Source organism: Shinella kummerowiae, from assembly GCF_009827055.1.
Lineage (GTDB): Bacteria > Pseudomonadota > Alphaproteobacteria > Rhizobiales > Rhizobiaceae > Shinella > Shinella kummerowiae.
Window position 1 is genome coordinate 130842 of sequence record NZ_WUMK01000008.1, and the last position, 24782, is coordinate 155623.

23 protein-coding genes, 1 tRNA gene and 1 pseudogene are annotated in these 24782 nt (G+C 63.7%); 17 read left to right on the forward strand and 8 right to left on the reverse strand.

All coding sequences use genetic code 11. The features are described 5' to 3' along the window. Positions 1-31: 31 nt before the first annotated feature. Positions 32-1723 carry a caspase family protein gene (locus GR138_RS20965; RefSeq protein WP_160861216.1) on the reverse strand — a complete coding sequence of 564 codons (1692 nt, stop codon included), beginning with the start codon at positions 1721-1723 and terminating at the stop codon, positions 32-34. Positions 1724-2186: 463 nt separating this feature from the next. On the opposite strand from GR138_RS20965, the gene GR138_RS20970 reads away from it, so the two are divergent. The 3 genes from GR138_RS20970 to GR138_RS20980 are packed head-to-tail and all read left to right on the forward strand — an operon-like array spanning position 2187 to position 6532. Next, positions 2187-3902 (forward strand): heparinase II/III domain-containing protein, encoded by a 1716-nt coding sequence (locus GR138_RS20970; protein ID WP_160861217.1) that lies wholly within the window; start codon positions 2187-2189, stop codon positions 3900-3902. Next, on the forward strand, positions 3903-4322 hold the full coding sequence (locus GR138_RS20975) for a hypothetical protein (protein ID WP_160861218.1): 420 nt from the start codon (positions 3903-3905) through the stop codon (positions 4320-4322). Then, positions 4319-6532 carry a glycosyltransferase family 4 protein gene (locus tag GR138_RS20980; protein WP_160861219.1) on the forward strand — a complete coding sequence of 738 codons (2214 nt, stop codon included), beginning with the start codon at positions 4319-4321 and terminating at the stop codon, positions 6530-6532. Before GR138_RS20975 ends, GR138_RS20980 begins: the two co-directional genes overlap by 4 nt. A gap of 176 nt (positions 6533-6708) precedes the next feature. Here GR138_RS20980 and GR138_RS20985 read toward each other — a convergent pair whose 3' ends face one another. Beyond that, positions 6709-7497 carry a DUF4394 domain-containing protein gene (locus tag GR138_RS20985; RefSeq protein ID WP_160861220.1) on the reverse strand — a complete coding sequence of 263 codons (789 nt, stop codon included), beginning with the start codon at positions 7495-7497 and terminating at the stop codon, positions 6709-6711. Between the two features lie 194 nt (positions 7498-7691). Between GR138_RS20985 and GR138_RS20990 the strand changes: the two genes are divergently transcribed. Beyond that, on the forward strand, positions 7692-8243 hold the full coding sequence (locus GR138_RS20990; protein ID WP_160861221.1) for a sigma-70 family RNA polymerase sigma factor: 552 nt from the start codon (positions 7692-7694) through the stop codon (positions 8241-8243). Continuing rightward, entirely contained in the window at positions 8240-8944 is a 705-nt protein-coding gene (locus tag GR138_RS20995) for an anti-sigma factor (RefSeq protein WP_160861222.1), read from the forward strand. The genes GR138_RS20990 and GR138_RS20995 overlap by 4 nt, the downstream gene beginning before the upstream one ends. A 181-nt stretch (positions 8945-9125) precedes the next feature. Here the strand turns inward: GR138_RS20995 and GR138_RS21000 are convergent. Continuing rightward, positions 9126-9200, reverse strand: a tRNA-Gly gene (locus tag GR138_RS21000). Positions 9201-9420: 220 nt separating this feature from the next. Here GR138_RS21000 and GR138_RS21005 point away from each other — a divergent pair. From GR138_RS21005 to GR138_RS21020, 4 genes are all read left to right on the forward strand, one after another. Continuing rightward, the gene (locus GR138_RS21005; protein ID WP_160861223.1) at positions 9421-9930 is read left to right on the forward strand and encodes a prolyl-tRNA synthetase associated domain-containing protein; all 510 of its coding nucleotides are present in this window, start codon (positions 9421-9423) and stop codon (positions 9928-9930) included. 62 nt (positions 9931-9992) lie between these two features. Next, positions 9993-10958 (forward strand): thioredoxin, encoded by a 966-nt coding sequence (gene trxA / locus GR138_RS21010; protein WP_160861224.1) that lies wholly within the window; start codon positions 9993-9995, stop codon positions 10956-10958. A gap of 138 nt (positions 10959-11096) precedes the next feature. Continuing rightward, positions 11097-11777 (forward strand): LON peptidase substrate-binding domain-containing protein, encoded by a 681-nt coding sequence (locus GR138_RS21015; protein WP_160861225.1) that lies wholly within the window; start codon positions 11097-11099, stop codon positions 11775-11777. A 10-nt stretch (positions 11778-11787) separates the two neighbouring features. Next, positions 11788-11976, forward strand: coding sequence for a Trm112 family protein (locus GR138_RS21020; protein WP_160861226.1), 189 nt, complete (start codon positions 11788-11790; stop codon positions 11974-11976). Positions 11977-12142: 166 nt separating this feature from the next. On the opposite strand, the gene GR138_RS21025 is transcribed toward GR138_RS21020, so the two are convergent. After that, on the reverse strand, positions 12143-13363 hold the full coding sequence (locus GR138_RS21025; RefSeq protein ID WP_160861430.1) for a ubiquinone biosynthesis hydroxylase: 1221 nt from the start codon (positions 13361-13363) through the stop codon (positions 12143-12145). Positions 13364-13473: 110 nt separating this feature from the next. On the opposite strand from GR138_RS21025, the gene tesB reads away from it, so the two are divergent. From tesB to GR138_RS21055, 6 genes are all read left to right on the forward strand, one after another. Next, on the forward strand, positions 13474-14361 hold the full coding sequence (gene tesB / locus GR138_RS21030) for an acyl-CoA thioesterase II (RefSeq protein ID WP_160861227.1): 888 nt from the start codon (positions 13474-13476) through the stop codon (positions 14359-14361). A gap of 230 nt (positions 14362-14591) precedes the next feature. Beyond that, a complete protein-coding gene (locus GR138_RS21035; protein WP_160861228.1) occupies positions 14592-14930 on the forward strand; it encodes a P-II family nitrogen regulator in 339 nt (112 codons plus the stop codon). Positions 14931-14960: 30 nt separating this feature from the next. Continuing rightward, entirely contained in the window at positions 14961-16322 is a 1362-nt protein-coding gene (locus tag GR138_RS21040; RefSeq protein WP_160861229.1) for an ammonium transporter, read from the forward strand. Positions 16323-16572: 250 nt separating this feature from the next. Continuing rightward, complete coding sequence (locus tag GR138_RS21045; RefSeq protein WP_160861230.1) at positions 16573-19251, forward strand: DNA translocase FtsK; 2679 nt, start codon at positions 16573-16575, stop codon at positions 19249-19251. Between the two features lie 166 nt (positions 19252-19417). Beyond that, positions 19418-20092 (forward strand): outer membrane lipoprotein carrier protein LolA, encoded by a 675-nt coding sequence (locus tag GR138_RS21050; protein ID WP_420853691.1) that lies wholly within the window; start codon positions 19418-19420, stop codon positions 20090-20092. Between the two features lie 85 nt (positions 20093-20177). Continuing rightward, entirely contained in the window at positions 20178-20984 is an 807-nt protein-coding gene (locus tag GR138_RS21055; protein ID WP_160861232.1) for an exodeoxyribonuclease III, read from the forward strand. A gap of 233 nt (positions 20985-21217) precedes the next feature. Here GR138_RS21055 and GR138_RS21060 read toward each other — a convergent pair whose 3' ends face one another. Both GR138_RS21060 and GR138_RS21065 read right to left on the reverse strand, forming a co-directional pair. Then, on the reverse strand, positions 21218-21673 hold the full coding sequence (locus GR138_RS21060) for a cyclic nucleotide-binding domain-containing protein (protein ID WP_160861233.1): 456 nt from the start codon (positions 21671-21673) through the stop codon (positions 21218-21220). Between the two features lie 18 nt (positions 21674-21691). Further along, a complete protein-coding gene (locus GR138_RS21065; RefSeq protein WP_160861234.1) occupies positions 21692-22375 on the reverse strand; it encodes a response regulator transcription factor in 684 nt (227 codons plus the stop codon). A gap of 132 nt (positions 22376-22507) precedes the next feature. Between GR138_RS21065 and GR138_RS21070 the strand changes: the two genes are divergently transcribed. Continuing rightward, entirely contained in the window at positions 22508-23053 is a 546-nt protein-coding gene (locus GR138_RS21070) for a L,D-transpeptidase family protein (protein WP_160861235.1), read from the forward strand. A 134-nt stretch (positions 23054-23187) separates the two neighbouring features. Next, a complete protein-coding gene (locus GR138_RS21075) occupies positions 23188-24018 on the forward strand; it encodes an aldo/keto reductase (RefSeq protein ID WP_160861236.1) in 831 nt (276 codons plus the stop codon). A gap of 14 nt (positions 24019-24032) precedes the next feature. Here the strand turns inward: GR138_RS21075 and GR138_RS31050 are convergent. Further along, a pseudogene (locus tag GR138_RS31050) lies at positions 24033-24155 on the reverse strand (endonuclease domain-containing protein); the annotation flags it as partial. A 47-nt stretch (positions 24156-24202) separates the two neighbouring features. Then, entirely contained in the window at positions 24203-24715 is a 513-nt protein-coding gene (locus GR138_RS21080; RefSeq protein ID WP_160861237.1) for a SixA phosphatase family protein, read from the reverse strand. Between the last annotated feature and the right edge of the window lie 67 nt (positions 24716-24782).

Sequence of the window (24782 nt, forward strand, 5' to 3'; positions counted from 1 at the left end):
CACATGACAGATCAAACCTGACGTAAAACCATCAACCGAAACGGCCGCGTGCCCAATCGTCCAGCCGTTGCTGGAGGATTTCCTTGTCGCCTTCGGAGAGAACGGCCCGCGTCGCGCGCAATTTCTCCAGCGCGTCTTCCCGCCCCTCACGGGAGGCAAGCGTGAACCAGAAAGCGGCCTGGAGCAGATCCTTGTCGACGCCGCGGCCCTCCTCGTACAGGTTGCCAAGATTGACATATGCGGCGACCGCGCCGAGCCGCGCCCCGCGCGAATAGAAATCGAAGGCCTTCTTCGGGTCCTTCTCGACGCCCTTGCCATCCTTGTAGAGGTTGGCAAGGTTGACCATGGCACTGCGATCGCCGAGATCCACGCCCTTCTGAAAATTATCCGCGGCGGCCTTCAGATCGACCTTCGTGTCGAGCCCCTTGAGATAGATGAGGCCCAGCTTGTCATAGGCGGCACCCCAATTCTGGTTCGCCGCCTTTTCCAGCCAGATGCGCGCCTTGCCATAATCCTGCACGACCCCCTGGCCCTGGAAATACATGTAGCCGACATTGCTCTGGTCTTCGGGATGTCCCCGTTCGGCGGCATAGAGGTAGAGCTCGAAGGCCTTTGCCAGATCGAGCTTCACGCCGAGACCCTTGCGGTAGAGATTGCCCATATTGTGATAGGCGGCCAGATTGCCGGCGGCCATGGCCACTTCATTGAGCTTGTAGGCCTCCTCGCCGCGACCGGCCTTGTCGAAGGCGCGGGCAAGCAGGGTCTTGAAGCGCATGTTGGCCGGATCGCCCGCGACAGCCGCCTCGCAGGCCGGAACGGCGATCTGCGGATCGAGATTGGCATATTCCACGCTCGGTCCAACGCGTTCCGGATCAGAGGGATGGGCCGCCGCCAGATCGCACGGCGTCGCCTCGACGACCTTGGGGCCGCCGGCCTGCGGGATGAGCACGACATCGCGGACGAGCGACGAATTTTCCCATGGAATCTGCTGGCCGCCGGTCGCCTCGACCACCCGGGCGCGCGTGTCCTTGAAGATCGCCTCGATCGACTGGCCCGGCGTGCGCAGCGCTGCGGTCAACGCCTCGGTATAGGGACTGTTGCCGCCCTTGCCGTCCTGCGCCACATCACCGGGCGAGGTGGAGAAGGCGATCAGCGTTCCCGTATGTTTGCTGGCGATGCGGGCAAGCCCGCGCGACAGGGAATCGCCGTTGCCGATGGAGCGGGTCTTGCCGTCCTTGCCGAGGAAAGGATTGTCCCGGCAGGCATCGAGGATAAAGATGATCGAGCCGGCCTTCGTACCCTCGAGCTGGCGCAGCACCTGGCTTGCCGACATGGCAACCAGCGGCAGGTCCATGGTATCGGCGATCCTGGCGTCGATCGGCACGAGGAAATTCTCTTCCGACGCCTGTAACCCATGCCCGGCATAATAGACGAGCACGACGGACTCCGGCTCGATCTTGTTGCGGAAGTCGATGAGCGCGCGCTCCATGGCGGATTTGTCGGCATCGCGCACGAGCTGCACCTCGAACCCCACGTCGCGCAACGCCGCATCCATAGCGTTCGCATCGGCCAGCGCGTTCTTGAGCGGGGGAAGATCCGTGTAGGCCTCATTGCCGAGCACGAGCGCAAGGCGCTTCACCGGAGACGTTTCGGCAAATGCCAGCCCGGGAAGGAGAACAAGAAAGAAGGAAAGGGCATAGACAAGAAGGCCATGGCGTCTCATGTCCATCAACTCCCTCTCATAGTAGTCCTATAGCACGTCCTGAAATCAGGCGGTCAATAGTTATTCCTCGATGTTTTCGACGCAGAAGTATCTGATCTTTGATTTTTTTGAACCTTGGCGACCTGCACAGGTTGTTTTTTGACAACCTTCGCGCATCGTGAAGACTTTGGATTCGCCTTGCAAATCTCCGGCGCACCGGCCGTTGTCTCACAACCGCTGATGATCATCGATGCCGTAAAAAGAGCAGCGAGGGCCGATATCTTCCCTGCCAGCAATCTCGCCATGGCCCATCCCCAATTCGCACGGTTGTGGCTCGAGAATACAATAGTATCGAAGAATTACGTGCCCTCATCCTCAAGCTTTAGCTAGTGCTTGTCAAGTTTGGAAGCATCGTGCTCTATGCTCTTTGTCGGACAATTCAAGGCGGGCTACAAAAGGGGCAATCCGGCCACGGGCGTTTCCTATGATCCTCTTCGGGAACAACAAACCGGACCGGTTGCGGCGTCTGCTGGCGCAGAGCGCCCATGCCGCACATATCGCGGGGACCATTGTCGCGCGCGCCGACGACATAAGCCGGCAGGCCCTCATCGAGCGCCGCCTTGATCCGGCGCGCGGCACCATGCTTGAGACAAGCCGGCTGCTTGGCGAGCGCATCTTCACGCTCGGTACAGCCTGGGCCGTCTCCGGCCACGCCGCTTTTCGACGCAGGATCGTCCGTGAAATCACGGCCGCTGCTCAGTTTCCCGATTGGAACCGTCAGCATTTCATCGACACCGCGGAAATCGCCGCTGCCGTGGCGATCGGCCGGGACTGGGCGCAACCTGTCATGGCGAAAAGCGAACTGTCCTTGATCGATGATGCCATCCTTCGCCATGCGCTGCTTCCGGGGCTCCAGTCGCTGCAAAGCGGATCAGACTGGGTGACGGCACGGACCAACTGGACGCTGGTGTGCTGCGGTGGCCTGATCACCTCCGCCGCGCTGACGCGCGCCGCCATGCCCGAAACCTGCGACGAACTTCTCGATCTCGCTCTTGTCCCGTTTCAATCGGCCCTGCGCGGTTTCGACGACCGGGGTGGATGGCCGGAGGGTGCTGCCTACGGCGCCTTTGCCGCGCGCTACGCCATTCTCGCGGTCGAGGCGCTGGAGGAAGCCGGCCTGCCGCACCGTGTGCCGGCCGAGATCGAGCGCCTGCCTATCCATTGGCGTTTCCAGCGGGCACTCGTCGGCCCGTCCGGCCAGGGTTTCAACGCAGGCGACGAGCCCACCGAGCACGAACGGTCCCCGATGCTGGGCTGGTTTGCCGCCCGCAGCGGAGAGACGGGGGCCGCGACGTGGCAATGGCAGGCATCGGGTGCGGCCCATCCCTTCGATCTCCTCTGGTACAACGCGCCACCCGAGCCGCCTGCCCCTGAAACGGCACCCAACATCGACGTCTTCGACGCCGGATACGCCGTCCTGCGCCACCACGCGAACGAAACGGAATGGTACCTGGCGGCGCGCGCCGGGCGCAACGCCACAAACCACTGCCATGCCGACCTCGGAAGCTTCGTGCTCGACGCCGGCAAAAACCGCCTTGTCTGCGATCTCGGGCGGGAAGACTATGCAGCGCCCGGTTACTTCGATCCCGCCCGGCGGGGATCCTATTTCCTGACGCAGACCCGCGCGCACAATGTCGCCTTTGCCGGCGAACAATCGAGCGAGGCCGAGGCGATCATCGTCGCGGACGATCCGCGCGTCGCATTGGATATCCATGACCCCGCTTCGCCGTATCGACAGCTGCGCGGCTTCGCACCCGGCGAAAACGGCGGTGTCGTCGTCGCCGACCTGATCGTGCCGAAGCGCGAGGGCGACAGGCCCTCGATCCTCTGGCAGTGCCATACGCAGGCGGCGGTCTCCTATCGCGACGGGCGGATCTGCCTCGGTGAGGACGACCATGGGATCACCGTTCGCCTTCATGCGCCCGACGCGCACCCCCTCACGATCGAGCCGGTCGCGGCCGATGAAGACCGCTTCAGCCAGATCCGGCGCCTGACGGCCCGGCTTGCGGTGCCGGCCGATGGTCTGTTCGTAACATGCCTGTTTTCCGGCCGAGAGGCTGAACCGGCTCAACAGGCCTTGGAAGCCTGGATGCGGCAGATCGCCGGCACCAGATGGCACCAGCAACCAGAGGAGGCATGAATGGATCTTCTGCGGTTCTTCCGGACCAGTCGACGCCCCGCGGCCCCGGCCGCAGAACAGAACGACCTCTACATCTACCGCTCGGCAGGGCCGAAACGCATCGTGGTGGTGACGCTCTTCGACGTCGCCCGCGACAAACACGACGAGATCATCGCCAAGGTCGGCAAGACATTTGCGGGTTACGACAAGATCGTCTACGTCACCGACCTGCCGGAATTCCTGCACTTTCGCGCCGCCGGCGCGGCCTTCGAATATTTCCCCTCGCTTGCAGAACAGAAGCGGCACCATGATACGCTGTCCTGGCGCGCCTATCTGGCGGCCCGCTGGGAGATCATCCTTGCCAAATGGCAGCCCGAACACGTGCTGGCCTATGGCGCCAACATCGATCGCTTCCTCGCCGCGGCAGAGGAACAGGCATGACGGTCTGCCGCTACGACATCGTTTTTGTTGCCGACGTGCGCTTCGAGGGGGGTACCTCCACCGCCCTTGCCGCCGAAATGACGGCGGCGGCGCGCGAAGGCTGGAGCACGGGCCTGCTCATGGTGAAGGGGCCGATCCTCGGCCTGCCCTTCCCGGTGCACGCGGATATCCGCGCCCATCTCGACAAAGGCCTGACGGAACGGGTCGATCCGGCGCAGAAAGTCGAGACCCGGCTGCTGCTGCTGCACCATCCCGGCATCCTCATAAACCCGCTGCAGCCGCGACCGGCGATCGACGCGGAAAAGGTGGTGATCGTGCTGCACCACCCCGCCGTCGACCGGGCGGGAAAGCAGCAATACGACATCGCAACCGTCGTGAAACACGCACGCTTCGCCTTCGGCAAGCCGGTGCTGCTGGCACCGGTCAGCCCGGTCGTCCGACAGAGCCTGCCACGCCACCTGCCGCAGAATTGCGCGCTGCTCGAGGAGGACTGGCACAACCTCATCGATCTCGACGACTGGCCCTGCCGCAAACCACGTGCCCTCAAAATGCCCGTGCGCATCGGCCGGCATTCCCGCCCGCATCCCCAGAAATGGCCCGACACGCTCCAGCAGGCAAAGGCCGTCTATCCGACGGATGCCCGGCGCTATGAAATCCGCATGCTGGGCGGCGAAGAGTTCCTTCAGGCCCATTACGGCGCGATTCCGGAAAACTGGAAGCTCCAGCCGTTCGGCTTTGCGGGCGTTGCGGACTTCCTCGCCGACCTTGATTTCTATGTCTACTACCACAGCGAGGCCTGGTCGGAGGCGTTCGGCCGGGCGATCCTGGAGGCGCTTGCCGCCGGCCTCGTCGTCATTCTTCCAAAACATTTCGAGCCGCTGTTCGGCGAGGCCGCGCTCTACGCCGTGCCCGATGACGTCAGGATGCTCATCGACCACCACATCGCCAATCCCGCACTCTATGCCGCGCAGAGCGAGCGCGCCCGCCGCTTTGCCGTGGAGCGGCACAGCATCGCGCGTTTTGCCGGCCGGATTACCGCCCTGATGCCTGCCACTGTCGATGGCCTGCCATCGCCGACTTCCCTTAAGCCGCCGCTGCCGTCGCGTCCCGTGCTCTTCCTGTCGTCGAACGGCATCGGCATGGGGCACATCACCCGCCAGATGGCCGTCGCCGACCGCCTGCCGCCCGATCTTGTGCCCGTTTTCGCGACCATGTCCTATGCCGCGAAGGTGGCCGTTGAAGCCGGCTACCAGACCCATTTCTTCAACCACCACCGGGCCATGGGCGCGGATACGAAGGACTGGCGCAGCGTTTTCGCCGACGAGCTTTTCGAACTCGTCAGCCATCTGAAGCCTGCCGTCATCGCCTATGACGCGACCGCCGTCTTTCCCGCCATCGCCGACGTGCTGGCGCTCTTTCCGGATATCTATGCCCTGTGGATGCGCCGGCCGATGTGGCGGGAAGGGCATCGCCTCTTCCTCGATCTGGAACGCGCCTTCGACGCCATCATCGAGCCGGGCGAGTTTGCCGAGGAGTTCGATACCGGGCCGACCAGAGACGTTCGCCACCGTGCCTATACGGTGCCGCCGGTGCTGCACATCACGCCGCAGGACCGCATGGAACGGGATGAAGCCCGCCGCCTGCTCGCCCTGCCGGCGGACAGCACGGTCGTCGCGCTACAGATCGGCTCCGGCAACAATTTCGACATGGCAGGGGTCCGCACGGCCGTCATGGATGCCGTGCTGTCCCATCCCGATACCGTCGTCGTCGAATTCCAGTCGCCGATCCGTGCGGCCATTGAGCCCATCCAGCCGGCCGGTCCGCGCCACCTGGTGCGCGAGGCCTATCCCGTCTTCCGCTACAGCCGCGCCTTCGATGCGGCCGTGTCGGCCGCCGGCTATAACGGCTTTCATGAAAACCTGCTCGGCGCCATCCCCACCCTGTTCGTGCCGAACGAGGCCGATGAAATGGACATGCAGCTCAGCCGCGCCCGCTGGGCGGAGCTCAACGGCTACGCCTGGATCATGCGGCGCGACACCGACCTGCCGCGCTGCCGCGACTTCATCACGCGACTTCTCGACCCCTGGCAACGTCGCCACATGGCGGCGCGCTGCGCGGCCATCGACTGGCAGAACGGCGCCAACAAGATCGCCGCCTTCATCACCGATCACGCCCGGCTGGTGCGGTCCGACCGCAAGGTCGTCGATTGAGCGTGTCGCAATCATCGTAAAAGCACTCGCCGCCACGCGGGCATACAGAGGCGATATGGTGCTTGCTCGACGCTGCATGAGCACTTGTGTTGAGGTAAGACCCTGGAAAATGCCGGTTCGAATTCAGCTGACCGTGCTGTGTCGGGGCCGGCAATCGCCGGCCCCGATTGATAGCCTCACATTGCCGGCAGAATGGCAATGTCCCGCACGTCGGCACCCAGGCCGGTGACGGCGCCGACTTCGGTCGCGGCTCCTGTCTCCAGATTGATGGTATAGAGCGTCTTGCCAGCCACGAGATAGGCCGCGTTTTCACCACCCTCCATGCCCTGTATGTCGAAGGCATAGGTTGCAGGCGTCTCTTTGAGGCCGAGCTTGCCGATCGCCTTCAACGTGCCGTCGTTCGGCTTCGTCTGCTGGATCAGTGCGCCGATGGTGGCGTCGATGTTGTACATTGCCGTCTTTTCCGGCTTGCCGATGGAATTCGTATAGGCCGCCGCCACGATGTTGGGCGTTTCGCCCTTATGCATATCGCCGTCCTCGAAGGCCAGGGTACCGTCGACCGTAACGGCTCCGGTATCGGGATGGACACGGTGGTTCGTCGTGCCGGTCATAAAGCGCAGACGATCAGCCATAGGGTTGAAGTCCACGACGACAGGAGCCTCCGTCATCGTCAGCATCGTGTCCATCTTGGCGACATCGGTTGCCGCGCCAGTTTCAAGATCGATGCTCACGATGCGATGATCCGGTGTGACGCCGATGGCGGTCTTGTTGCCTGGGCGGAAGTCGATACCGACGAGCTTGTCGACACCCGTGACATCCATGGTTTTTGTCACCTCAGGTTTTTCGGTGTCAAACATCACAAGCGTCTTGTCGCCTGTCAGGCCGAGGACAGGTGCGGCATAGGCTGCTGAAGCGGTTGCGGCCATGGCTGCGGAGGCGATCAGAGCGAAACGAATGGTCTTCATGTCTTTCTCCCGTGTTGTTTCACCAGGGAAGGCAGCCGGCTTTCGGCGCTTCCTCAACAACAGACACCGGGGCTAAGGCGTTTGGATGCACCTCAACAAAAAATATTTACGGCTGCATCCAAACGGGTCTTTGGCGTTTATGACTATTGAAGGAACGTGGGCGGTCTGTCCCGCGGCAACCGAAGAGGTATTGGATGCTGACGGGTCATGCGCCGGACGATCTCGACAAGGCACTTGCTGCCTGTGCCAAAGGTGATCGAACGGCCTTGCGCGGTATCTTCGATCGTGAGGCAGGCCGCCTGGTGGCCGTGGCCGAACGGATCGTCCGGCGCAGAGACCTGGCTGAAGAAGTGGTCCAGGATGCATTTATACGTATCTGGACCCACGCCCATCAATACGACCCCACGCGCGGCTCGGCACGCGGGTGGATCTACGCCATCGTCAGAAACCGGGCCCTCAATCTGCTGCGTGACGGCAAGCGTGAGCATACGGTCGAAGAGGTTGACGCCCTACGGGAAAGCGAACAGGTCAACGAGGTGATCGCTGCATGGCGCAAACTGGATCGCAATTCCCTTCTGCATGACTGCCTCGGCGCCCTTGATGAAACGAAGCGGCATGGCATCCTCATGGCCTATGTCGGCGGCTATTCCCATGGTGAGATCGCGGGACGTCTGCGTATTCCCCTCGGCACGGCCAAGTCCTGGATCAGGCGCGGGCTCGCATCGCTTCGGGAGTGCATGGCATGACGTACGATCGCAACGATACCCCTGGAACCGCCGACGAATATGTTTTGGGCCTGCTCGATCCACGAGACGCTGCGGAGGTCGAGGTGGAAATGGAACGCGATGCCGACCTGAAGGCCGCAATCGCCGCGAGCAGGGAACGTTTTTTGCCGCTAGACACCAGCATGGAGCCGGCAGCAATCAGCGAAGGGCTTTGGCGCCGGATCGAGGCTGCACTTCCCGTGCAATCGAAATCGATCGAAAAGATGCCGCCAACAAGGCCGGCCAACGACAATCGGCGTGGATGGCGCATGACGGCCCTCTTGGCCATTGCCGCCACGATCGCACTGGCCATTGGCCTTGCGGCCAGCCTGATGCGGATACAGGAACCCTTGGTGATTGCCGTGCTGCTCAACGACGCGGGCGAGGTCCAGGCCGTTGTCGAAGACTTCGGCAGCGAGAAGGCGGTGGTGCGGATGCTTGCAGACTTCGACGTGCCATCCGACAAGACGATTCAGGTCTGGACCCTGCCGTCCCGCGAAACGGGGCCTGTCTCGCTGGGCTTGATTGACGGCATCCATTCGGCAACGCTCGACGGTCCGGTTCTCCCGACACCTCAACGCGATCAACTCTATGAAATCACGCTGGAGCAGGCAGGTGGCTCACCAACCGGCCTCCCGACAGGCCCGATCCTCGCAAAGGGGTTCGCGAAATTGCCACGTTGACTGGTGGTGAATAACCAGCTCCGGTGACCGCTGTTGGCGCAAATCGGAAATTAGTGCGCGTTGCAGCGTGTAACCCGACGGTAACTGCGGCTATTTTCGCTGCTTCCGCACCCCGCGATGTCAACTGCCCCAAAACGCACAAAAGCCCCGGCGAACCGAGGCTTGCGACGTCTTGGAAGAATGGAGCGGGTGAGGCGATTCGAACGCCCGACCCCAACCTTGGCAAGGTTGTGCTCTACCCCTGAGCTACACCCGCTCATCGTCGTCGGCCTGGGGTAGTGCTTGGCCGAAGGTCGCTGCTGCGTTGCGGCGACGGGCGCTATATGGCCCAAGGCCTTTTTAAATGCAACAGGGAAATGACCGATTTTGCAGAAAAAATCGTGGCGACTTTCAAAGCGCCGGTTTTCCGGGCGGTTGCGCCGGGGCTGCCGAAGCCCTATCAGCGGGCAGGAGCAATTCATGCCGGGAAGACCAGAATGACCGATATGCAGCCGAAGACCGACAAGGACCTCTTTCAGTTTCTCGATGGGCTCGGTATCGCCCACAGCACGAAGGAACATGAACCCGTCTTCACTGTCGCCGAATCGGTGGCGCTGCGCGACGAAATTCCCGGCGGCCACACGAAGAACCTTTTCGTGAAGGACAAGAAGGACAATTATTTCCTGATGACGGTCGAGGAGCATGCGACGGTCGACCTCAAGACCATCCATGGCGTGATCGGTGCGGCAAGCCGCGTCTCCTTCGGCAAGCCGGAAAAGCTGATGGAATATCTTGGCGTCATCCCGGGCGCGGTCACCGCTTTCGGCGTGATCAACGATGTCGAGGGCAAGGTGAAGATCATCATCGATGCCGACCTGATGGCCTATGACACGATCAACGGGCATCCGTTGCGCAACGATGCGACGACCTCGATCGGCTCGAAGGACTTGCTGCGCTTTATCGAAGCGACCGGACACGAGCCGCTTGTCTTGAAAGTCACGTCCTGACATACGATTTTGGGCGCAGCGACGACGGATTAAAGGCGCGGTTCGCGCCACAGGAGAGACCCATGAGTGCAGGCGACAACCCCTATGCATCGTCCTATGGCGCGCAGATGAACGTTTCGGCGAGCTATGGCGGCGCGGCACCGGCGGCGGATGACCTGATCAAGGACACGACGACGGCGAATTTCACGCGCGACGTGCTGGAAGCCTCGCGTCAGCAGCCCGTTCTCGTCGATTTCTGGGCGCCCTGGTGCGGCCCGTGCAAACAGCTCCAGCCAATCATCGAGAAGGTCGTGCGCGAAAGCGCTGGCCGGGTGAAGCTCGTCAAGCTCAATATCGACGATCATCCCTCCATTCCCGGCCAGCTCGGCATCCAGTCGATCCCCGCCGTCGTCGCCTTCGTCGACGGCCGGCCGGCCGATGGCTTCATGGGCGCGGTGCCGGAAAGCCAGGTGCGCCAGTTCATCGACAAGATCGCCGGCCCCGCTGGCGCCGACGAGAAGGCCGAGATCGAGGCAGTGCTGGCCGAAGCCAAGACACTGTTCGATGCGGGCGATCTCGACGGCGCGGCCAATCTCTACAGCATGTTGCTGCAGGCCGATCCGGACAATGCGGCCGCGCTTGCCGGCATCGTCGAATGCATGATCGCCGTCGGCCAGCCGGAAAATGCCCGCCAGGCGCTCAGCGACCTGCCCGACGCCGTTGCGGCCGATCCAGCCATTGTCGCCGTCGTCAAAAAGCTCGACCAGATCGAGGAAGCCCGCAAGCTCGGCGATCCCGCCGCACTCGAACAGATCCTGGCCCAGAACCCCGACGACCATGCTGCGCGGCTCAACCTCGCCAAGATCCGCAATGTCGAGGGCGACCGCCAGGCGGCGGCCGATCACCTGCTGCTCATCATGAAGCGCGACCGCACCTTCGACGACGACGGCGCGCGCCGCGAGCTTTTGCAGTTCTTCGACGTCTGGGGACCGAAGGACCCGGCGACGATGGCCGCCCGGCGCAAGCTGTCGGCGATCCTGTTTTCCTGAACCATTTTTCCGTGGAACGGTGCGGTCTCCCTTGAGAAATGCCGCACCTACCCCACATTCGGGAGGAGGCGTGAGGACGAGGAGCGGGAGATTTTTCACCGCGCCGCGGAATGAGCCGGAGAATTGGAAGGCAATGCCATGCATGTGGGAAATGCGCGTTATCTGAAGCCGGCGGACCTGCCCGAGGCCATCCCCGTCTTTCCGCTGACGGGCGCCCTTCTGTTGCCCGGCGGGCAGTTGCCGCTCAACATCTTCGAGCCGCGCTATCTCTCCATGTTTGACGACGCGCTGGCCACGCACCGGCTGGTCGGCATGGTGCAGCCGGTGTTTGGCGAGCACCGCGCCGAGGATGCCGCCGGCGATACGCCGGCGCTCTGCCAGGTCGGCTGCATCGGCCGCATCACTTCGTTTGCCGAAACCGGCGACGGGCGCTACATCATTTCGCTGACCGGCGTGTGCCGCTACCGTCTGCTGGAAGAGGTGCGCGGCAGCAAATCCTACCGCAATTTCCGCATCGCCCCTTTCATCGCCGATCTGACCGCACATGACGACGAGACGAGCGTCGATCGCGACGCCTTGCTCGCCGCCTTCAAGGCCTATCTCGACGCCAACAAGCTGGAAGCCGACTGGGAGAGCGTGGAACGCGCCAGCAACACGACGCTGGTCAATTCCATGGCGATGATGTCGCCCTATGGACCGGCGGAGAAACAGGCCCTGCTGGAGGCGCCCGACCTGAAGACCCGCGCGGAAACGCTGATCGCCATCACCGAGATCGTGCTGGCACGCAGCTACGGCGACGTCGACACGATGCTGCAATAGGACGCCAGCGATGAACGCCAGCACCAGCCGGGTCGATCCCAAGCTGCTCGAACTTCTCGTCTGCCCGCTGACCAAGGGACGGCTGAGCTACAATGCGGCCACCGGCGAGTTGATTTCCGAAAAGGCAAAACTCGCCTACCCCGTCCGCGACGGCATTCCGATCATGCTGATTTCCGAGGCGCGCGAAATCAAGGATTAACGGCGGAGTACCGGGCAGTTGTCCGGGGGCATGCACTCACAGTCGTCATCCTCGGGCTTGACCCGAGGACCCATGCAGCACGGCATGCCTGGAGATTGTGGATCCTCGGGTCAAGCCCGAGGATGACGGAGAGAGGCGGGGTGCGCGTTTAGAGGTTCACCCCGAATCAGATCGGCTGCCCGACCAGCATGCGCGGATGGCCGCCGCCGGATGTGCCTTCCGCCTGACGGATGAAGAAGGATTTGAGGCCCGGCAGCCGGTCGACGACGCCGAGGCCGACATCGCGCAGCACGCGCAGCGGCGTGGCGTCGTTCGAGAACAGGCGGTTCAGCACATCCGTGGTGATGCCCATGCGCACCGTATCGAAGCGGCGCCAGGTCTCATAGCGCTCCAGCACGGAGATCGCGCCGATATCGAGGCCGAGGCGGTCGGCCTCGACGATCGTTTCGGCAAGGGCCGCCACATCCTTGAAACCGAGATTGAGGCCCTGGCCGGAAATCGGGTGGATGCCGTGTGCGGCATCGCCGGCAAGCGCAAAGCGCGGCGCGACGAAGGCGCGGGCGAGCGTCAGGCCGAGCGGAAAGGCGCGACGGCCGCCGACGACCTTGAGGCCGCCGAGCTTGTGGCCGAACCGGCGCTCCAGTTCTTCCTCGAACACCAGGTCATCGCTCTCGACGAGGCGGCGCGCGTCGTCCGTGCGCTCGGTCCAGACGAGCGATGAGCGGTTGCCGGTAAGCGGCAGCGTGGCGAAGGGGCCGGCCGGCAGGAAATGCTCTTCCGCCGTGCCATCGTGCGGTCGCTCGTGCTCGACCGTGGTGACGATGCCGGACTGGCCGTAGTCGAAGCGCACGGTCTTGATGCCGGCCATGTCGCGCAGCTTCGAGCGCACGCCATCGCAGGCGACGAGAAGGCGGGCCTGGCGCTCGGAACCATCCGAAAGACGGATCGCCGTGGCGTGCTGGCCGGTCGAAAACCCTTCCGCCGAGGTTGCCCAGCGCACGGCCACGCCAAGGCTTTCGGCTTGGCGCAGCAGGCTGCCGGTCATGGCGCGGTTCGGCACCATATGGGCGAAGGGCTGGCCGTCGTCGCCGGAACCGGCGCCTTCGAAGGTGAGGAAAACCGGGCGGACCGGATCGGCCGTGCGCGAATCGGTGATGACCATGCGGCGGATCGGTTCAGCCTCCGGGGCGATCTCGTTCCACACACCGAGCACGTCGAGCAGGTTGCGCGCAGCCGCGACGATCGCCGAGGCGCGCTCGTCCTTCTGCCAGACATGCTCCGGCGCGCCATCGACGACTTCGACGGCGAGATGCGGCGCGGCTTTCTTGATCGCAACGGCCAGCGACAGGCCGACATAACCACCGCCGGCGACAAGGACGTCGAGCATGGGGGCTTCGGGCATGGCGTTCTCCTGGACGCTTGAGGTCTGCTTTTGCTCTATATAGAGGAAGAAGGCCCGCTTTCCTACCTTGGGCCACCCTTGGGAGCCACGTCCAAATGTCGCGCCAACCTGCACAGAACCCTGCCATGGATGCCCTTTTGGAGACGCTCGACCTCGAACGGCTGGAGATCCGGCTGTTTCGCGGCCAGAGCCCGCAGGTCGGCTGGCAGCGCGTGTTCGGCGGGCAGGTGATCGGCCAAGCGCTGGTCGCAGCGACGCGGACCGTCGAGGAACCGGGCCGCTTCGTGCATTCACTGCATGCCTATTTCGTGCGGCCGGGCGATCCCGCCGTTCCGATCCTCTACGATGTCGAAAACATCCGCGACGGCGGTTCCTTCGCGACGCGCCGCGTCGTCGCCATCCAGCACGGCAAGCCGATCTACTTCATGACGGTATCCTTCCAGGACGACGAGGACGGCTTCGAGCACCAGGCACCGATGCCGGATGTGCCGCCGCCGGAACAATTGCTCGGCGAAGCGGACCTGAAGGCGCAGTTCATGACGCAGGCGCCGGCGCATATCCGCGCCTATTGGGAGCGCCCGCGGCCAATCGAGCTGCGCCCCGTCTCGCTCACCCACTATTTCTCGCGCGACAAGCTGGAGCCCAGCCAGAACATCTGGGTGCGCACCACCGGGCCGGTGCCGGCCGAACGCCATCTGCAGGCCGCCGTGCTCGCCTATCTCTCCGACATGACGCTGCTCGACACCTCGCTCTTCGCACACGGCACCTCGGTGCTCGACCGTTCGTTGCAGGTGGCAAGCCTCGACCATGCCATGTGGTTTCACCGCCCGCCCGTTCTCGACGACTGGCTGCTCTACAGCCAGGACAGTCCTTCGGCATTTGGCGGCCGCGGCATGACGCGTGGCGCAATTTTCACCCGTTCCGGCACCCTCATTGCCTCCGTCGCCCAGGAAGGGCTGATTCGGAAAAAGGCAACTGAGTAATTTTTACTCATTGGCCCATTAACGCCTATTTTTTGACCATTTGCGATGATGATTTTTTGCGCCGCAACATGGATGCGATTTTTATCGATTTAAATTCAGACCGTTAGCGGATCATTTCCGATCCGTTCGAATCTGGCACGCCCCTTGAATGTGTAGTTCCCAGTCGTTGCAATTGCCACGGCAAGGAGAGATGGCCCCGGCTGGGGACACGCACGAAGGATGGGAACCAGATGAAAATCGTAATGGCCATTATCAAGCCGTTCAAACTCGATGAGGTGCGCGAAGCCCTCACCGCCGTCGGCATCCAGGGCCTGACCGTGACCGAGGTAAAGGGTTACGGGCGCCAAAAGGGACACACCGAAATCTATCGCGGCACCGAATATGCCGTCAGCTTCCTGCCGAAACTGAAGATCGAGATCGCAGTGCCGAGCGACATCGTCGACACGGCCGTCGAAGCGATCACCTCTGCCGCCAAGACCGGTCAGATCGGCGACGGCAAGATCTTCGTCTACTCCATCGATCACGCCGTGCGCATCCGCACCGGCGAAACCGATTCCGAAGCGCTCTAAGCAAACGGCCTATCAGGGAGCCTTTTCAACATGTCGTCATTCAAGCTTACTCATTCTCTCTCCCGCATGGCCGCGGCCATGACGGCCGCGCTTGCGCCGGCCGTCGCCTTTGCGCAGGAAACCGCGCCAGCCGCCACCGAGGCCGCCGCCGCCGCACCGGTCCCGGACAAGGCGGACACCGCCTTCATGTATCTTGCCACCATTCTCGTGCTGTTCATGCTCGTCCCGGGCCTCGGCCTGTTCTACGGCGGCCTGGTGCGCGCCAAGAACATGCTGTCGGTGCTGATGCAGTGCACGGTCATCGGCGCCGTCATGATGATCGTCTGGGTCGTCTATGGCTATTCGTTCGCCTTCGGCGGCTCGACGAGCGCCTATTTCGGCGGTTTCGGAAAGCTCTTCCTGTCCGGCGTCACGCTCGACAGCACCTCGGCCACCTTCACGGATGGCGTGGTGATCTATGAATATGCCTTCATCGCCTTCCAGATGACGTTTGCCGCCATCACGCCGGCCCTCATCATCGGCGCCTTCGCCGAGCGCATCAAGTTCTCGGCCGCGGTGCTCTTCACCGTGCTCTGGGCCACATTCGTCTACTTCCCGATCGCCCACATGGTCTGGGACGCCAACGGCCTGATCTTCACCATGGGCGCCCTCGATTTCGCCGGCGGCACGGTCGTTCACATCAATGCAGGCGTCGCAGGCCTCATCGGTGCGATCATGGTCGGCAAGCGCACCGGCTTCGGCAAGGACATGATGGCCCCGCATTCGATGACGCTGACCCTCGTCGGCGCGGCGATGCTCTGGTTCGGCTGGTTCGGCTTCAATGCCGGCTCCAACCTCGAAGCGTCCGGCGGCGCGGTTCTCGCCACGATCAACACCTTCCTCGCAACCGCCGGCGCGATCGTCGCCTGGTGCCTGGCTGAAAACTTCACCCGCGGCAAGGCTTCGATGCTGGGCGCCGCCTCGGGCATGATCGCCGGTCTCGTCGTCGTCACCCCGGCCGCCGGCTCGGTCGGTCCGATCGGCGCCATCGTGCTGGGCCTCATCGCCTCGCCGGTCTGCTACTTCTTCGTCTCCACGGTGAAGAACAAGTTCGGCTTCGACGACACGGCTGACGTCTTCGGCGTTCATGGCGTCGGCGGCATCATCGGCGCTGTCGGCACCGGTATCTTCACGGCACCGAGCCTCGGCGGCACGGGCGCTGCAGATTTCTCGATCGCTTCGCAGACCTACACGCAGATCGTCGCCGTTCTCATCACCATCGTCTGGTGCGGTATCGTCTCGGCGATCCTCTACAAGATCGTCGACATGGTGGTCGGCCTGCGCGTCTCCGTCGAAGCCGAGCGCGAAGGCCTCGACCTCTCCTCGCACGGCGAAGCGGCCTACCACTCCTGAGACGCTCGCGGCGGCTTGAAGACCGCCGCCACGATCCCGTCGCGGCCATAGGAAACTATGCCGCCCTTGGCCCGGACCCAAAGTCCGGGCCCTTTTCGTTTCCGTGCCGAAAAGCACCCTTCCCCATGGCTTCGGGTGCCGCATGGTTAACGCGCCATTAAGGCTTCCTTCGTAGGGTTCACAGTCAGGCACATCCGCGAATCGCGCGGACATGATGCGATATTCCTCGGCGTAGACACAGGCTGTACCCATGAGCAGAAGCATTTCGGCAGGACTGGATAACCGTCACGACCGTTTCGTTCTGTCAGCATTCGTCTGGCGACAGATGCAGATCCTGTTCGGGCTCTGCGTCTTCCTCGGTCTTGCCTTCGCCATTGCCGCGCTCTCCACCTGGAACGTCTCCGATCCCAGCCTCTCCTATGCCTCGGGCGGCACGCCGGCCAACATTCTCGGTTATCCCGGCGCCGTCTTCGCCGATCTCTTCATGCAGTTCTTCGGCCTCGCCAGCGTGATAGCGCTGCTTCCGGTCGTCGCCTGGGGCTTAGCGCTGATCAGCGGCCGGCGCTTCAACCGCGTGCCGCAGCGCGCTGGTGCCTGGCTCGGCGGTGCGGTCCTCGCCTCCGCCGCCCTCTCCTGCGTGCCCGCGCCCGTCACCTGGCCGCTGCCGACCGGTCTTGGCGGCGTCTTCGGCGACATGATCCTGCGCTTCCCCGCCCTCTTTACCGGCGCCTACCCGACCGGCCTGTTCGCCAGCATCCTCGGCGGCATCATCGCCATCCCCGCCGCCTGGTCGATGGTGTTCAGCGCGGGCCTTATCGGCTCCGTTTCGATCGACGACGAGGAGGATTTTGCGCCCGTCCCGACACCGAGCCGCGCCCGCACCATTGCCGAGGGCAACGAGGATGACGACGACGAGCGGGAAGGCCCGCTGACCGTTCTCGCCGGCGCGATGACCCATGCCTGGTACACCGGCCATGCCCGCATGCGCCGCCTCTTCGGCCTCGGCAACCAGCGCCGCCGCGCGCGGGGTATCGAGCAGCCCTACGATTTCAACGAGGACGAGTTCGGCACGCTGAACGAACCGGCACGCGCCCGCACGCCGGTCCGCTCCACCGAACGCGTCGAGCCGTCGCTGGATGGTCGCCGCGTGGTCGCTGCCCCGCCGATGGCGGCGGATGACGATGACGACCTGCCCTTCGACATGGATGACGAACCGGTGCGCCGGCCGAGCGGCATCCTGCCCGATGACGATGCCGACGATGTCGCCGCCGACTGGGCGCCGCGCCGCGCGCCGGCCCGTCCGCCTCTTCCGGGCTCGACGGCCCGCGTCGTGCCGCCCGCCGCGCGGCCGAAACCCGGCCAGCGCATGGAGCGCGAGGCGCAGACCTCTTTCGTCGGCCCGGACGGTTTTGCCCTGCCGCCGATCCACCTGCTCGCCGAACCGCGCGGCCAGGTACGCGACGCCACGCTGTCCGCCGACGCGCTCGAGCAGAACGCCCGCATGCTGGAAGGCGTGCTGGAGGATTTCGGCGTGAAAGGCGAGATCATCCATGTCCGCCCCGGCCCGGTCGTCACGCTCTACGAACTGGAGCCCGCGCCCGGCATCAAGTCGTCGCGCGTCATCGGCCTCGCCGACGACATCGCCCGCTCGATGAGCGCGATCGCCGCCCGTGTCGCCGTCGTGCCGGGCCGCAACGCCATCGGCATCGAACTGCCGAACCAGACCCGCGAAACCGTCTACCTGCGCGAACTCATCGCCAGCCGCGACTTCGAAACCAGCAAGACGAAACTCGCCATGGCGCTCGGCAAGACGATCGGCGGCGAGCCGGTCATTACCGATATCGCCAAGATGCCCCACCTGCTCGTTGCGGGTACAACGGGCTCGGGCAAGTCGGTTGCCATCAACACCATGATCCTGTCGCTGCTTTACCGGCTGAAGCCGGAGCAGTGCCGCCTGATCATGATCGACCCGAAGATGCTGGAACTCTCAGTCTATGACGGCATCCCGCACCTGCTCTCGCCCGTCGTCACCGATCCGAAGAAGGCGGTCGTCGCCCTCAAATGGACGGTGCGCGAGATGGAGGAACGCTACAAGAAGATGTCGAAGATCGGCGTGCGCAACATCGACGGCTTCAACAGCCGCGTCGAGCAGGCGCTGGCCAAGGGCGAGCAGATCAGCCGCACGGTACAGACCGGCTTCGACCGCCAGACCGGCGAAGCGATGTACGAGACCGAGGAATTCGATCTCCAGCCGATGCCCTATATCGTCGTCATCATCGACGAAATGGCCGACCTGATGATGGTCGCCGGCAAGGACATCGAAGGTGCCGTGCAGCGTCTTGCCCAGATGGCGCGTGCCGCCGGCATCCACGTCATCATGGCCACGCAGCGTCCCTCGGTCGACGTCATCACCGGCACGATCAAGGCGAACTTCCCCACGCGCATCTCCTTCCAGGTGACGTCGAAGATCGACAGCCGCACCATTCTCGGCGAACAGGGCGCCGAACAGCTTCTCGGCATGGGCGACATGCTATACATGGCCGGCGGCGGGCGCATCCAGCGCGTGCACGGCCCGTTCGTCTCGGACGGCGAGGTGGAGGCCGTCGTGGCGCACCTGAAGACGCAGGGCGCACCGCAATATCTCGATGCCATCACGGCGGATGACGACGAGGACGGCGAGCCGGGCGGCGGCCCTGCCGGCACTGCCAATCTCGACGATTCGGACGATCCATACGACCAGGCGGTGGCCGTGGTGCTGCGCGACGGCAAGGCCTCGACATCCTATATCCAGCGCCGTCTCGGCATCGGCTACAACCGCGCCGCCTCGCTGATCGAGCGCATGGAAAAGGAAGGGCTGATCGGCCCTGCCAACCACGCGGGAAAACGCGAGATCCTCGTGCCGACGGAAGACGAAATTTCGGGACGATGACCGGGAACGCAGTGCCTTCCGCCGCGTTTCGTCCGGCAAGTCTCGCGTCAGGAGCCTGCTGCACAATGCAGCGGTTTGAAGGGCTGCAGCGTTCCTTGCGTGTCGTGTGCGACACGCGGCGCGGCAGTGCCATTATGGCGCCGCGTTTGGCCCGCATGAAACACGCATGAAGGAGACCAACATGACCCCATCCGAGAACGGCCGCGCGACGGGCACGCTGACACGCCGCAGCTTCACGTGCCTGATGGCCTTCACGCTCGCTGCCGGCCTTTCGGTGCTGTCCCCCGTCGAGGCGTCGGCGCAGGCGAGCGCGACCGCGCAGAAGATCGCCGACCACTTTTCGTCGGTAAAGACCATGATGGGCGAGTTCGTGCAGTTCGGCCCGCGCGGCGAACAGACCGGCGGCAAGTTCTTCATCGACCGCCCGGGAAAAATCCGCTTCAACTATGAAGACCCGTCGCCGATGCGCGTGATCGCCGACGGCAAGTCGGTCGTCATCGGCAACCGCAAGCTCAAGACCTGGGATATCTACCCGCTCTCCAAGACGCCGCTTAACCTGCTGCTCGGCAACAAGATCGACCTGTCCGCCAAGATGGTGCGCAACGTCAAGGAAGAGGCGGACCTGACGACCATCGTGCTCGGTGACCGCAACATGTTCGGCGATTCGACCATCACCATGATGTTCGACCCGAAGACCTACGACCTGCGCCAGTGGACGATCACCGACGCGCAGGGCAAGGATACCTCCGTGATGATCTTCAACGTCAAGACCGGCGTTCCGCTCGACGACAAGGTCTTCTCGATCCCCTACGACGAAATCCGCAACCGCGGCTCGAAGTAATAAGCCGTTTCCGTTTCGGCACACATGCGCTAAGACGCCTCGACCGGCCCGTTCTCACGGGCCGGATGTCTTTCAGGGGTACGGCATGGCACTTTCGATCGCGACGTGGAACATCAACTCCGTGCGGCTGCGCATGCCGCTCGTCGAGCATTTCCTGAAGACGTTCTCGCCGGATATCCTGTGCCTGCAGGAAACCAAGTGCCCGAACGACCTTTTCCCGTCCAAGCCGCTGAAGGCGCTCGGCTACGAGCACATCGTCATCCACGGCCAGAAGGGCTATCACGGCGTCGCAACCATCTCCCGCCTGCCGCTGACCGAGATCGTCGAGCGGCGCGACTATTGCGGCGTCGGCGATGCGCGCCATGTCTCCGTGCTCTTCCACCACCGCAACAAATCGATCCGCCTGCACAATTTCTATGTGCCGGCCGGCGGCGACGAGCCGGACCGCACCATCAACACGAAATTCGGCCACAAGCTCGATTTCATCGAGGAGATGAAGCTGTTGCATGCCGAGGCCGAAGACGGCATCTCCTCGATCCTCGTCGGCGACCTCAACATCGCCCCGCTGGAGCACGACGTCTGGTCGCACAAGCAGCTCCTGAAGATCGTCAGCCACACGCCGATCGAAACCGAAGGCCTGACCGACGTGATGACGAAGGGCGCCTGGGTCGACCTGATGCGCCGCAAGGTGCCGGCCGAGGAAAAGCTCTATACGTGGTGGAGCTACCGCTCCGCCGACTGGCAGGCCGCCAACAAGGGCCGCCGCCTCGACCATATCTGGTCCTCCGCCGACCTCGACCCGCATCTCACCGATATCAAGGTGATCCGCGAGGCCCGTGGCTGGGAACGCCCGTCGGACCACGTGCCGGTTATTGCAGAGTTCGATTTCTGAGGGTGTGTGTAGGTAGTCTTTGACTGTCGGCACCTTCTGTGGGAGGCGATTGCCCCTCATCCGGCCTGCCGGCCACCTTCTCCCCGCAAGCGGGGCGAAGGGGATATGCCGCACCGGTTTCCCCAACCAATACCATTTCGCGGGGCACGTCCCCTCTCCCCGTTTACGGGGAGAGGGTTAGGGTGAGGGGCCAAGCCTGACAGACAAAGGACCGGTCACAAGGACCTTCCCGTTCACGCAAACCGCCGGGCCAGCCCGCGCATCTGGGTAATCATCGCTGAAAGATTTTCGCGGATGCGCGCATCCACCAGCACGGCAACATCAGGATACTCTTCCAGCATGCGCCGGAACAGCGGACGGTTGATGCGGATGACCTCGCTGTCCTCAACGGCAACCGCCGTATATTTGCGCTCGACGGCCGAGATCATCGCAAGCTCGGAAAGCAGCGTGCCGGCGTCCGCCATGCCTTCCTCGCGGGTCGACCCGTCGCGCTGCGTCGAGGTGAGCTGAAACGCGCCGTAGGCGACGACGAAGCCGCAATCCGCCGACGTGCCCTCGCGAAACAGCGTCTGCCCCTCGACCAGCCGACGCCGCTCGGCGCCGAAGGCCATCAGGCGCAGCTTGTCCTCGGCAAGGCCGGCAAAAAGCGGCACCTGGGAAAGAAGGGCGATGTCGTCGGCGAGTGCCACGTCGGGCGCTCCTTTTGATTACGGTACGATCTTGTAGCCGCCGTTCTCTGTCACGAGAATCTCCGCATTGGAAGGGTCGCGCTCGATCTTCTGGCGCAGGCGGTAGACGTGGGTTTCCAGCGTGTGGGTCGTCACGCCGGAATTGTAGCCCCAGACTTCCTCGAGAAGCACGTCGCGCGTCACCACTTTCTGGTCGGCGCGGTAGAGATAGCGGATGATCGCCGCCTCCTTTTCCGTCAGCCGGATCTTCTGCCCGTTTTCCAGTGTCAGCAGCTTCTGGCCGGGCTTGAACGTGTAGGGGCCGACGCTGAAGGTGGCATCCTCGCTGCTCTCGTGCTGGCGCAACTGGGCGCGGATGCGCGCAAGCAGCACGGCGAAGCGGAACGGCTTCGTCACATAGTCATTCGCGCCGGCCTCGAGACCGAGGATCGTGTCCGAATCGGTGTCGTGCCCGGTCAGCATGATGATCGGCGCCTTGAAACCGCCCTTGCGCAGCAGCTTGACCGCCTCGCGGCCATCCATGTCCGGCAGGCCGACATCCATGATCAACAGGTCGATCTGGTTGGCGCGGGCCGCCTGGATGCCCTTGCCGGCGGTGGTTTCCTCGAGCGTGGCGAATTCCTCGTAGAGCGAAAGCTGCTCGACGAGCGTTTCACGGAGGTCGTTGTCGTCGTCAACAAGAAGGATCGTGCGGGATGTCATGCTTTACCTCTCGGCATTCTCCCGGAAAGTAAGGGAGTCGGGGCCAAAATTCAAATGGAAGGGATGGCCTTCTGGCTGCGCCTGTGTCTAAGCCTGTTCAATCGCCCGATGGCGCGAATATGGCAGGGACGGATGAGCAGGATCACTTCTCCTAAACATTGCGTGAAGACCATCCTCGTGCGCCCTGCGCCGGGCAGCAAGACCCGCGCGATCGTGCAGGTCGGCTCCTTGCGCATCTCCGCCGTCCTCGGGCGCTCCGGACGCACCAGCCGCAAGCGTGAGGGCGATGGCGCAACACCGATTGCCGCCATGCCGCTTCTCTCCGGTTTCCTGCGCGGAGATCGGCTGGCCCAGCCGAAGACGGCCTTGCCGCTGCGCCGCATCCGCCCCTCCATGCTCTGGTGCGACGATCCCGGCCATGCAAGCTACAATCGCCTCATCCGCGCCCCCTTCAAGCCGAGCCATGAGGACATGCGGCGCGAGGACGCGCTCTACGACATCTGCCTCGTGCTCGACTGGAACGTGACGTCGCGCCGCCGCAACGGCGGATCGGCGATCTTCTTTCACCTCTTCCGCCCAGACAAGCCGCAGACCGCCGGCTGCATCGCCGTTTCCCGACGAGACATGCTGCTGATCCTGCCGCATCTGCGCCGCGGCACGGTCGTGCGGGTTCTCTGAATTTTCTGCCGGAGCGCCGCTGAAATGGCGCGCCGCCGGACCTATATGCTTTCCCGACCGTCGCCGGGCTGCAAGGCGCCACGGGAAACCCGTCCGGGTTCAAGCACGCCGTCCCTTTTCACGGAGCGATTCTGATGAGCGATCAAACGACAATCACCTTTCACGACGGCAACAGCATTCCCCAGGTCGGCCTCGGCGTCTGGCAGACCCCCAACGACACGGCCGTGACCGCGGTCAAGGCGGCCCTTGCCACCGGCTACCGCCACATCGATACGGCGGCAATCTATGAGAACGAGCAGGGCGTGGGTGAAGGCATCCGCGCCTCCGGCGTCGCCCGGGCGGAAATCTTCCTGACGACAAAACTCTGGAATTCCGACCAGGGCTACGAACAGACCCTGAAAGCCTTCGATGCCAGCCTGAAGCGGCTCGGCACCGACTATGTCGATCTCTACCTCATCCACTGGCCGGCGCCGAAGCGCGACCAGTATGTCGATACCTGGAAGGCGTTCATCCAGCTGCAGAAGGAAGGCCGCGCCCGCTCGATCGGCGTGTCCAATTTCTATCCGGAACACCTGCAGCGCCTGATCGACGAGACCGGCATCACGCCCGTCATCAACCAGATCGAGCTGCACCCCGACTTCCCGCAAACACAGGCACGCGCCTACCACGACAAACACCGCATCATCACCCAGTCCTGGAGCCCGCTTGGCCAGGGCACGTTGCTGGAAAACCCGGTGGTCGCCAAGGTCGCCGCAAAACATGGCCGCACGCCGGCCCAGGTCATCACCCGCTGGCACATCGACAACGGGCTGGTGGTCATTCCGAAGTCCGTGACGCCGTCGCGCATCGAAGAAAATTTCAAGGTCTTCGACTTCAAGCTCGACGCCGACGACATGGCGACCTTTGCCGGCCTCGAAAAGGATGGCAAGCGGATCGGGCCCGATCCGATGACGGCATCGTTTTAACGACCGCAGGCGGATGCCCCCTCATCCGCCTGCCGGCACCTTCTCCCCGCTGGGGAGAAGGGGATAGGCCGCGACGTCTCGTTTCCCTTCTCCCCCGCGGGGAGAAGGTGGCCCGTAGGGCCGGATGAGGGGGGTATTTACATGGGCGCAAAAGCAACACAGGGGCCAAGACCCATCTGCCTCGCTATTTCAGTACCTTCGGCGTGACGAAGCTTTCGAGCCTGCCTGCGCCCGGCGCGACATTCTCCCAACGCGCGACATCGAAGGTGATCACCGCCAGTCCCGCTGTCGGATATTTGGTCCGCAGCCGCGCCAGCGCATCGGCATCACCGTCCGGGGCCAGGAGCGCTGCCAAACTCTCGAAGCCGGGATTGTGACCGATGGCGAGCAGCCGTTCGCTCTCCTCCGGTGCGTCCCGGATTGCCGTGAGGATCGCCTCCGGCTCGGCCTCGTAGATCGACGGCACCGTGCGGAACGGGCATGGACCCGCAAGCGCAAGCTCGACCAGCCCCCAGGTCTCCTGCGTGCGCCGCGCCGACGAGACCAGCGCGAAATCCGGCTGAAGCCCGGAGGCAGCGATGTAGGCGCCCATGCGCGGCGCGTCCCGCCGGCCACGGTTGCCCAGCGGCCGCTCGTGGTCCTCCACACCCTCCGGCCAGGCGGATTTGGCGTGACGCAGCAGAAGCAGGCGTTTCATGGGGATCTCCTGAAATGCAAAGGCCGGGAGCATGCTCCCGGCCTTCTATCACATCGGTACAAAGACC

What these genes read in the sequence shown, in the direction of transcription:
- GR138_RS21080 (WP_160861237.1), bottom strand. Translation starts at nt 24,715, where the DNA reads ATGAAACGCCTGCTTCTGCTGCGTCACGCCAAATCCGCCTGGCCGGAG.
- GR138_RS21075 (WP_160861236.1), top strand. Translation starts at nt 23,188, where the DNA reads ATGAGCGATCAAACGACAATCACCTTTCACGACGGCAACAGCATTCCC.
- GR138_RS20980 (WP_160861219.1), top strand. Translation starts at nt 4,319, where the DNA reads ATGACGGTCTGCCGCTACGACATCGTTTTTGTTGCCGACGTGCGCTTC.
- GR138_RS21005 (WP_160861223.1), top strand. Translation starts at nt 9,421, where the DNA reads ATGACCGATATGCAGCCGAAGACCGACAAGGACCTCTTTCAGTTTCTC.
- GR138_RS20965 (WP_160861216.1), bottom strand. Translation starts at nt 1,723, where the DNA reads ATGAGACGCCATGGCCTTCTTGTCTATGCCCTTTCCTTCTTTCTTGTT.
- GR138_RS21050 (WP_420853691.1), top strand. Translation starts at nt 19,418, where the DNA reads ATGAAGGAGACCAACATGACCCCATCCGAGAACGGCCGCGCGACGGGC.
- GR138_RS20970 (WP_160861217.1), top strand. Translation starts at nt 2,187, where the DNA reads ATGATCCTCTTCGGGAACAACAAACCGGACCGGTTGCGGCGTCTGCTG.
- GR138_RS20990 (WP_160861221.1), top strand. Translation starts at nt 7,692, where the DNA reads ATGCTGACGGGTCATGCGCCGGACGATCTCGACAAGGCACTTGCTGCC.
- GR138_RS21070 (WP_160861235.1), top strand. Translation starts at nt 22,508, where the DNA reads ATGAGCAGGATCACTTCTCCTAAACATTGCGTGAAGACCATCCTCGTG.
- GR138_RS21045 (WP_160861230.1), top strand. Translation starts at nt 16,573, where the DNA reads ATGAGCAGAAGCATTTCGGCAGGACTGGATAACCGTCACGACCGTTTC.
- GR138_RS21015 (WP_160861225.1), top strand. Translation starts at nt 11,097, where the DNA reads ATGCATGTGGGAAATGCGCGTTATCTGAAGCCGGCGGACCTGCCCGAG.
- tesB (WP_160861227.1), top strand. Translation starts at nt 13,474, where the DNA reads ATGTCGCGCCAACCTGCACAGAACCCTGCCATGGATGCCCTTTTGGAG.
- GR138_RS21040 (WP_160861229.1), top strand. Translation starts at nt 14,961, where the DNA reads ATGTCGTCATTCAAGCTTACTCATTCTCTCTCCCGCATGGCCGCGGCC.
- GR138_RS20995 (WP_160861222.1), top strand. Translation starts at nt 8,240, where the DNA reads ATGACGTACGATCGCAACGATACCCCTGGAACCGCCGACGAATATGTT.
- trxA (WP_160861224.1), top strand. Translation starts at nt 9,993, where the DNA reads ATGAGTGCAGGCGACAACCCCTATGCATCGTCCTATGGCGCGCAGATG.
- GR138_RS20975 (WP_160861218.1), top strand. Translation starts at nt 3,903, where the DNA reads ATGGATCTTCTGCGGTTCTTCCGGACCAGTCGACGCCCCGCGGCCCCG.
- GR138_RS21020 (WP_160861226.1), top strand. Translation starts at nt 11,788, where the DNA reads ATGAACGCCAGCACCAGCCGGGTCGATCCCAAGCTGCTCGAACTTCTC.
- GR138_RS20985 (WP_160861220.1), bottom strand. Translation starts at nt 7,497, where the DNA reads ATGAAGACCATTCGTTTCGCTCTGATCGCCTCCGCAGCCATGGCCGCA.
- GR138_RS21025 (WP_160861430.1), bottom strand. Translation starts at nt 13,363, where the DNA reads ATGCTCGACGTCCTTGTCGCCGGCGGTGGTTATGTCGGCCTGTCGCTG.
- GR138_RS21035 (WP_160861228.1), top strand. Translation starts at nt 14,592, where the DNA reads ATGAAAATCGTAATGGCCATTATCAAGCCGTTCAAACTCGATGAGGTG.
- GR138_RS21055 (WP_160861232.1), top strand. Translation starts at nt 20,178, where the DNA reads ATGGCACTTTCGATCGCGACGTGGAACATCAACTCCGTGCGGCTGCGC.
- GR138_RS21065 (WP_160861234.1), bottom strand. Translation starts at nt 22,375, where the DNA reads ATGACATCCCGCACGATCCTTCTTGTTGACGACGACAACGACCTCCGT.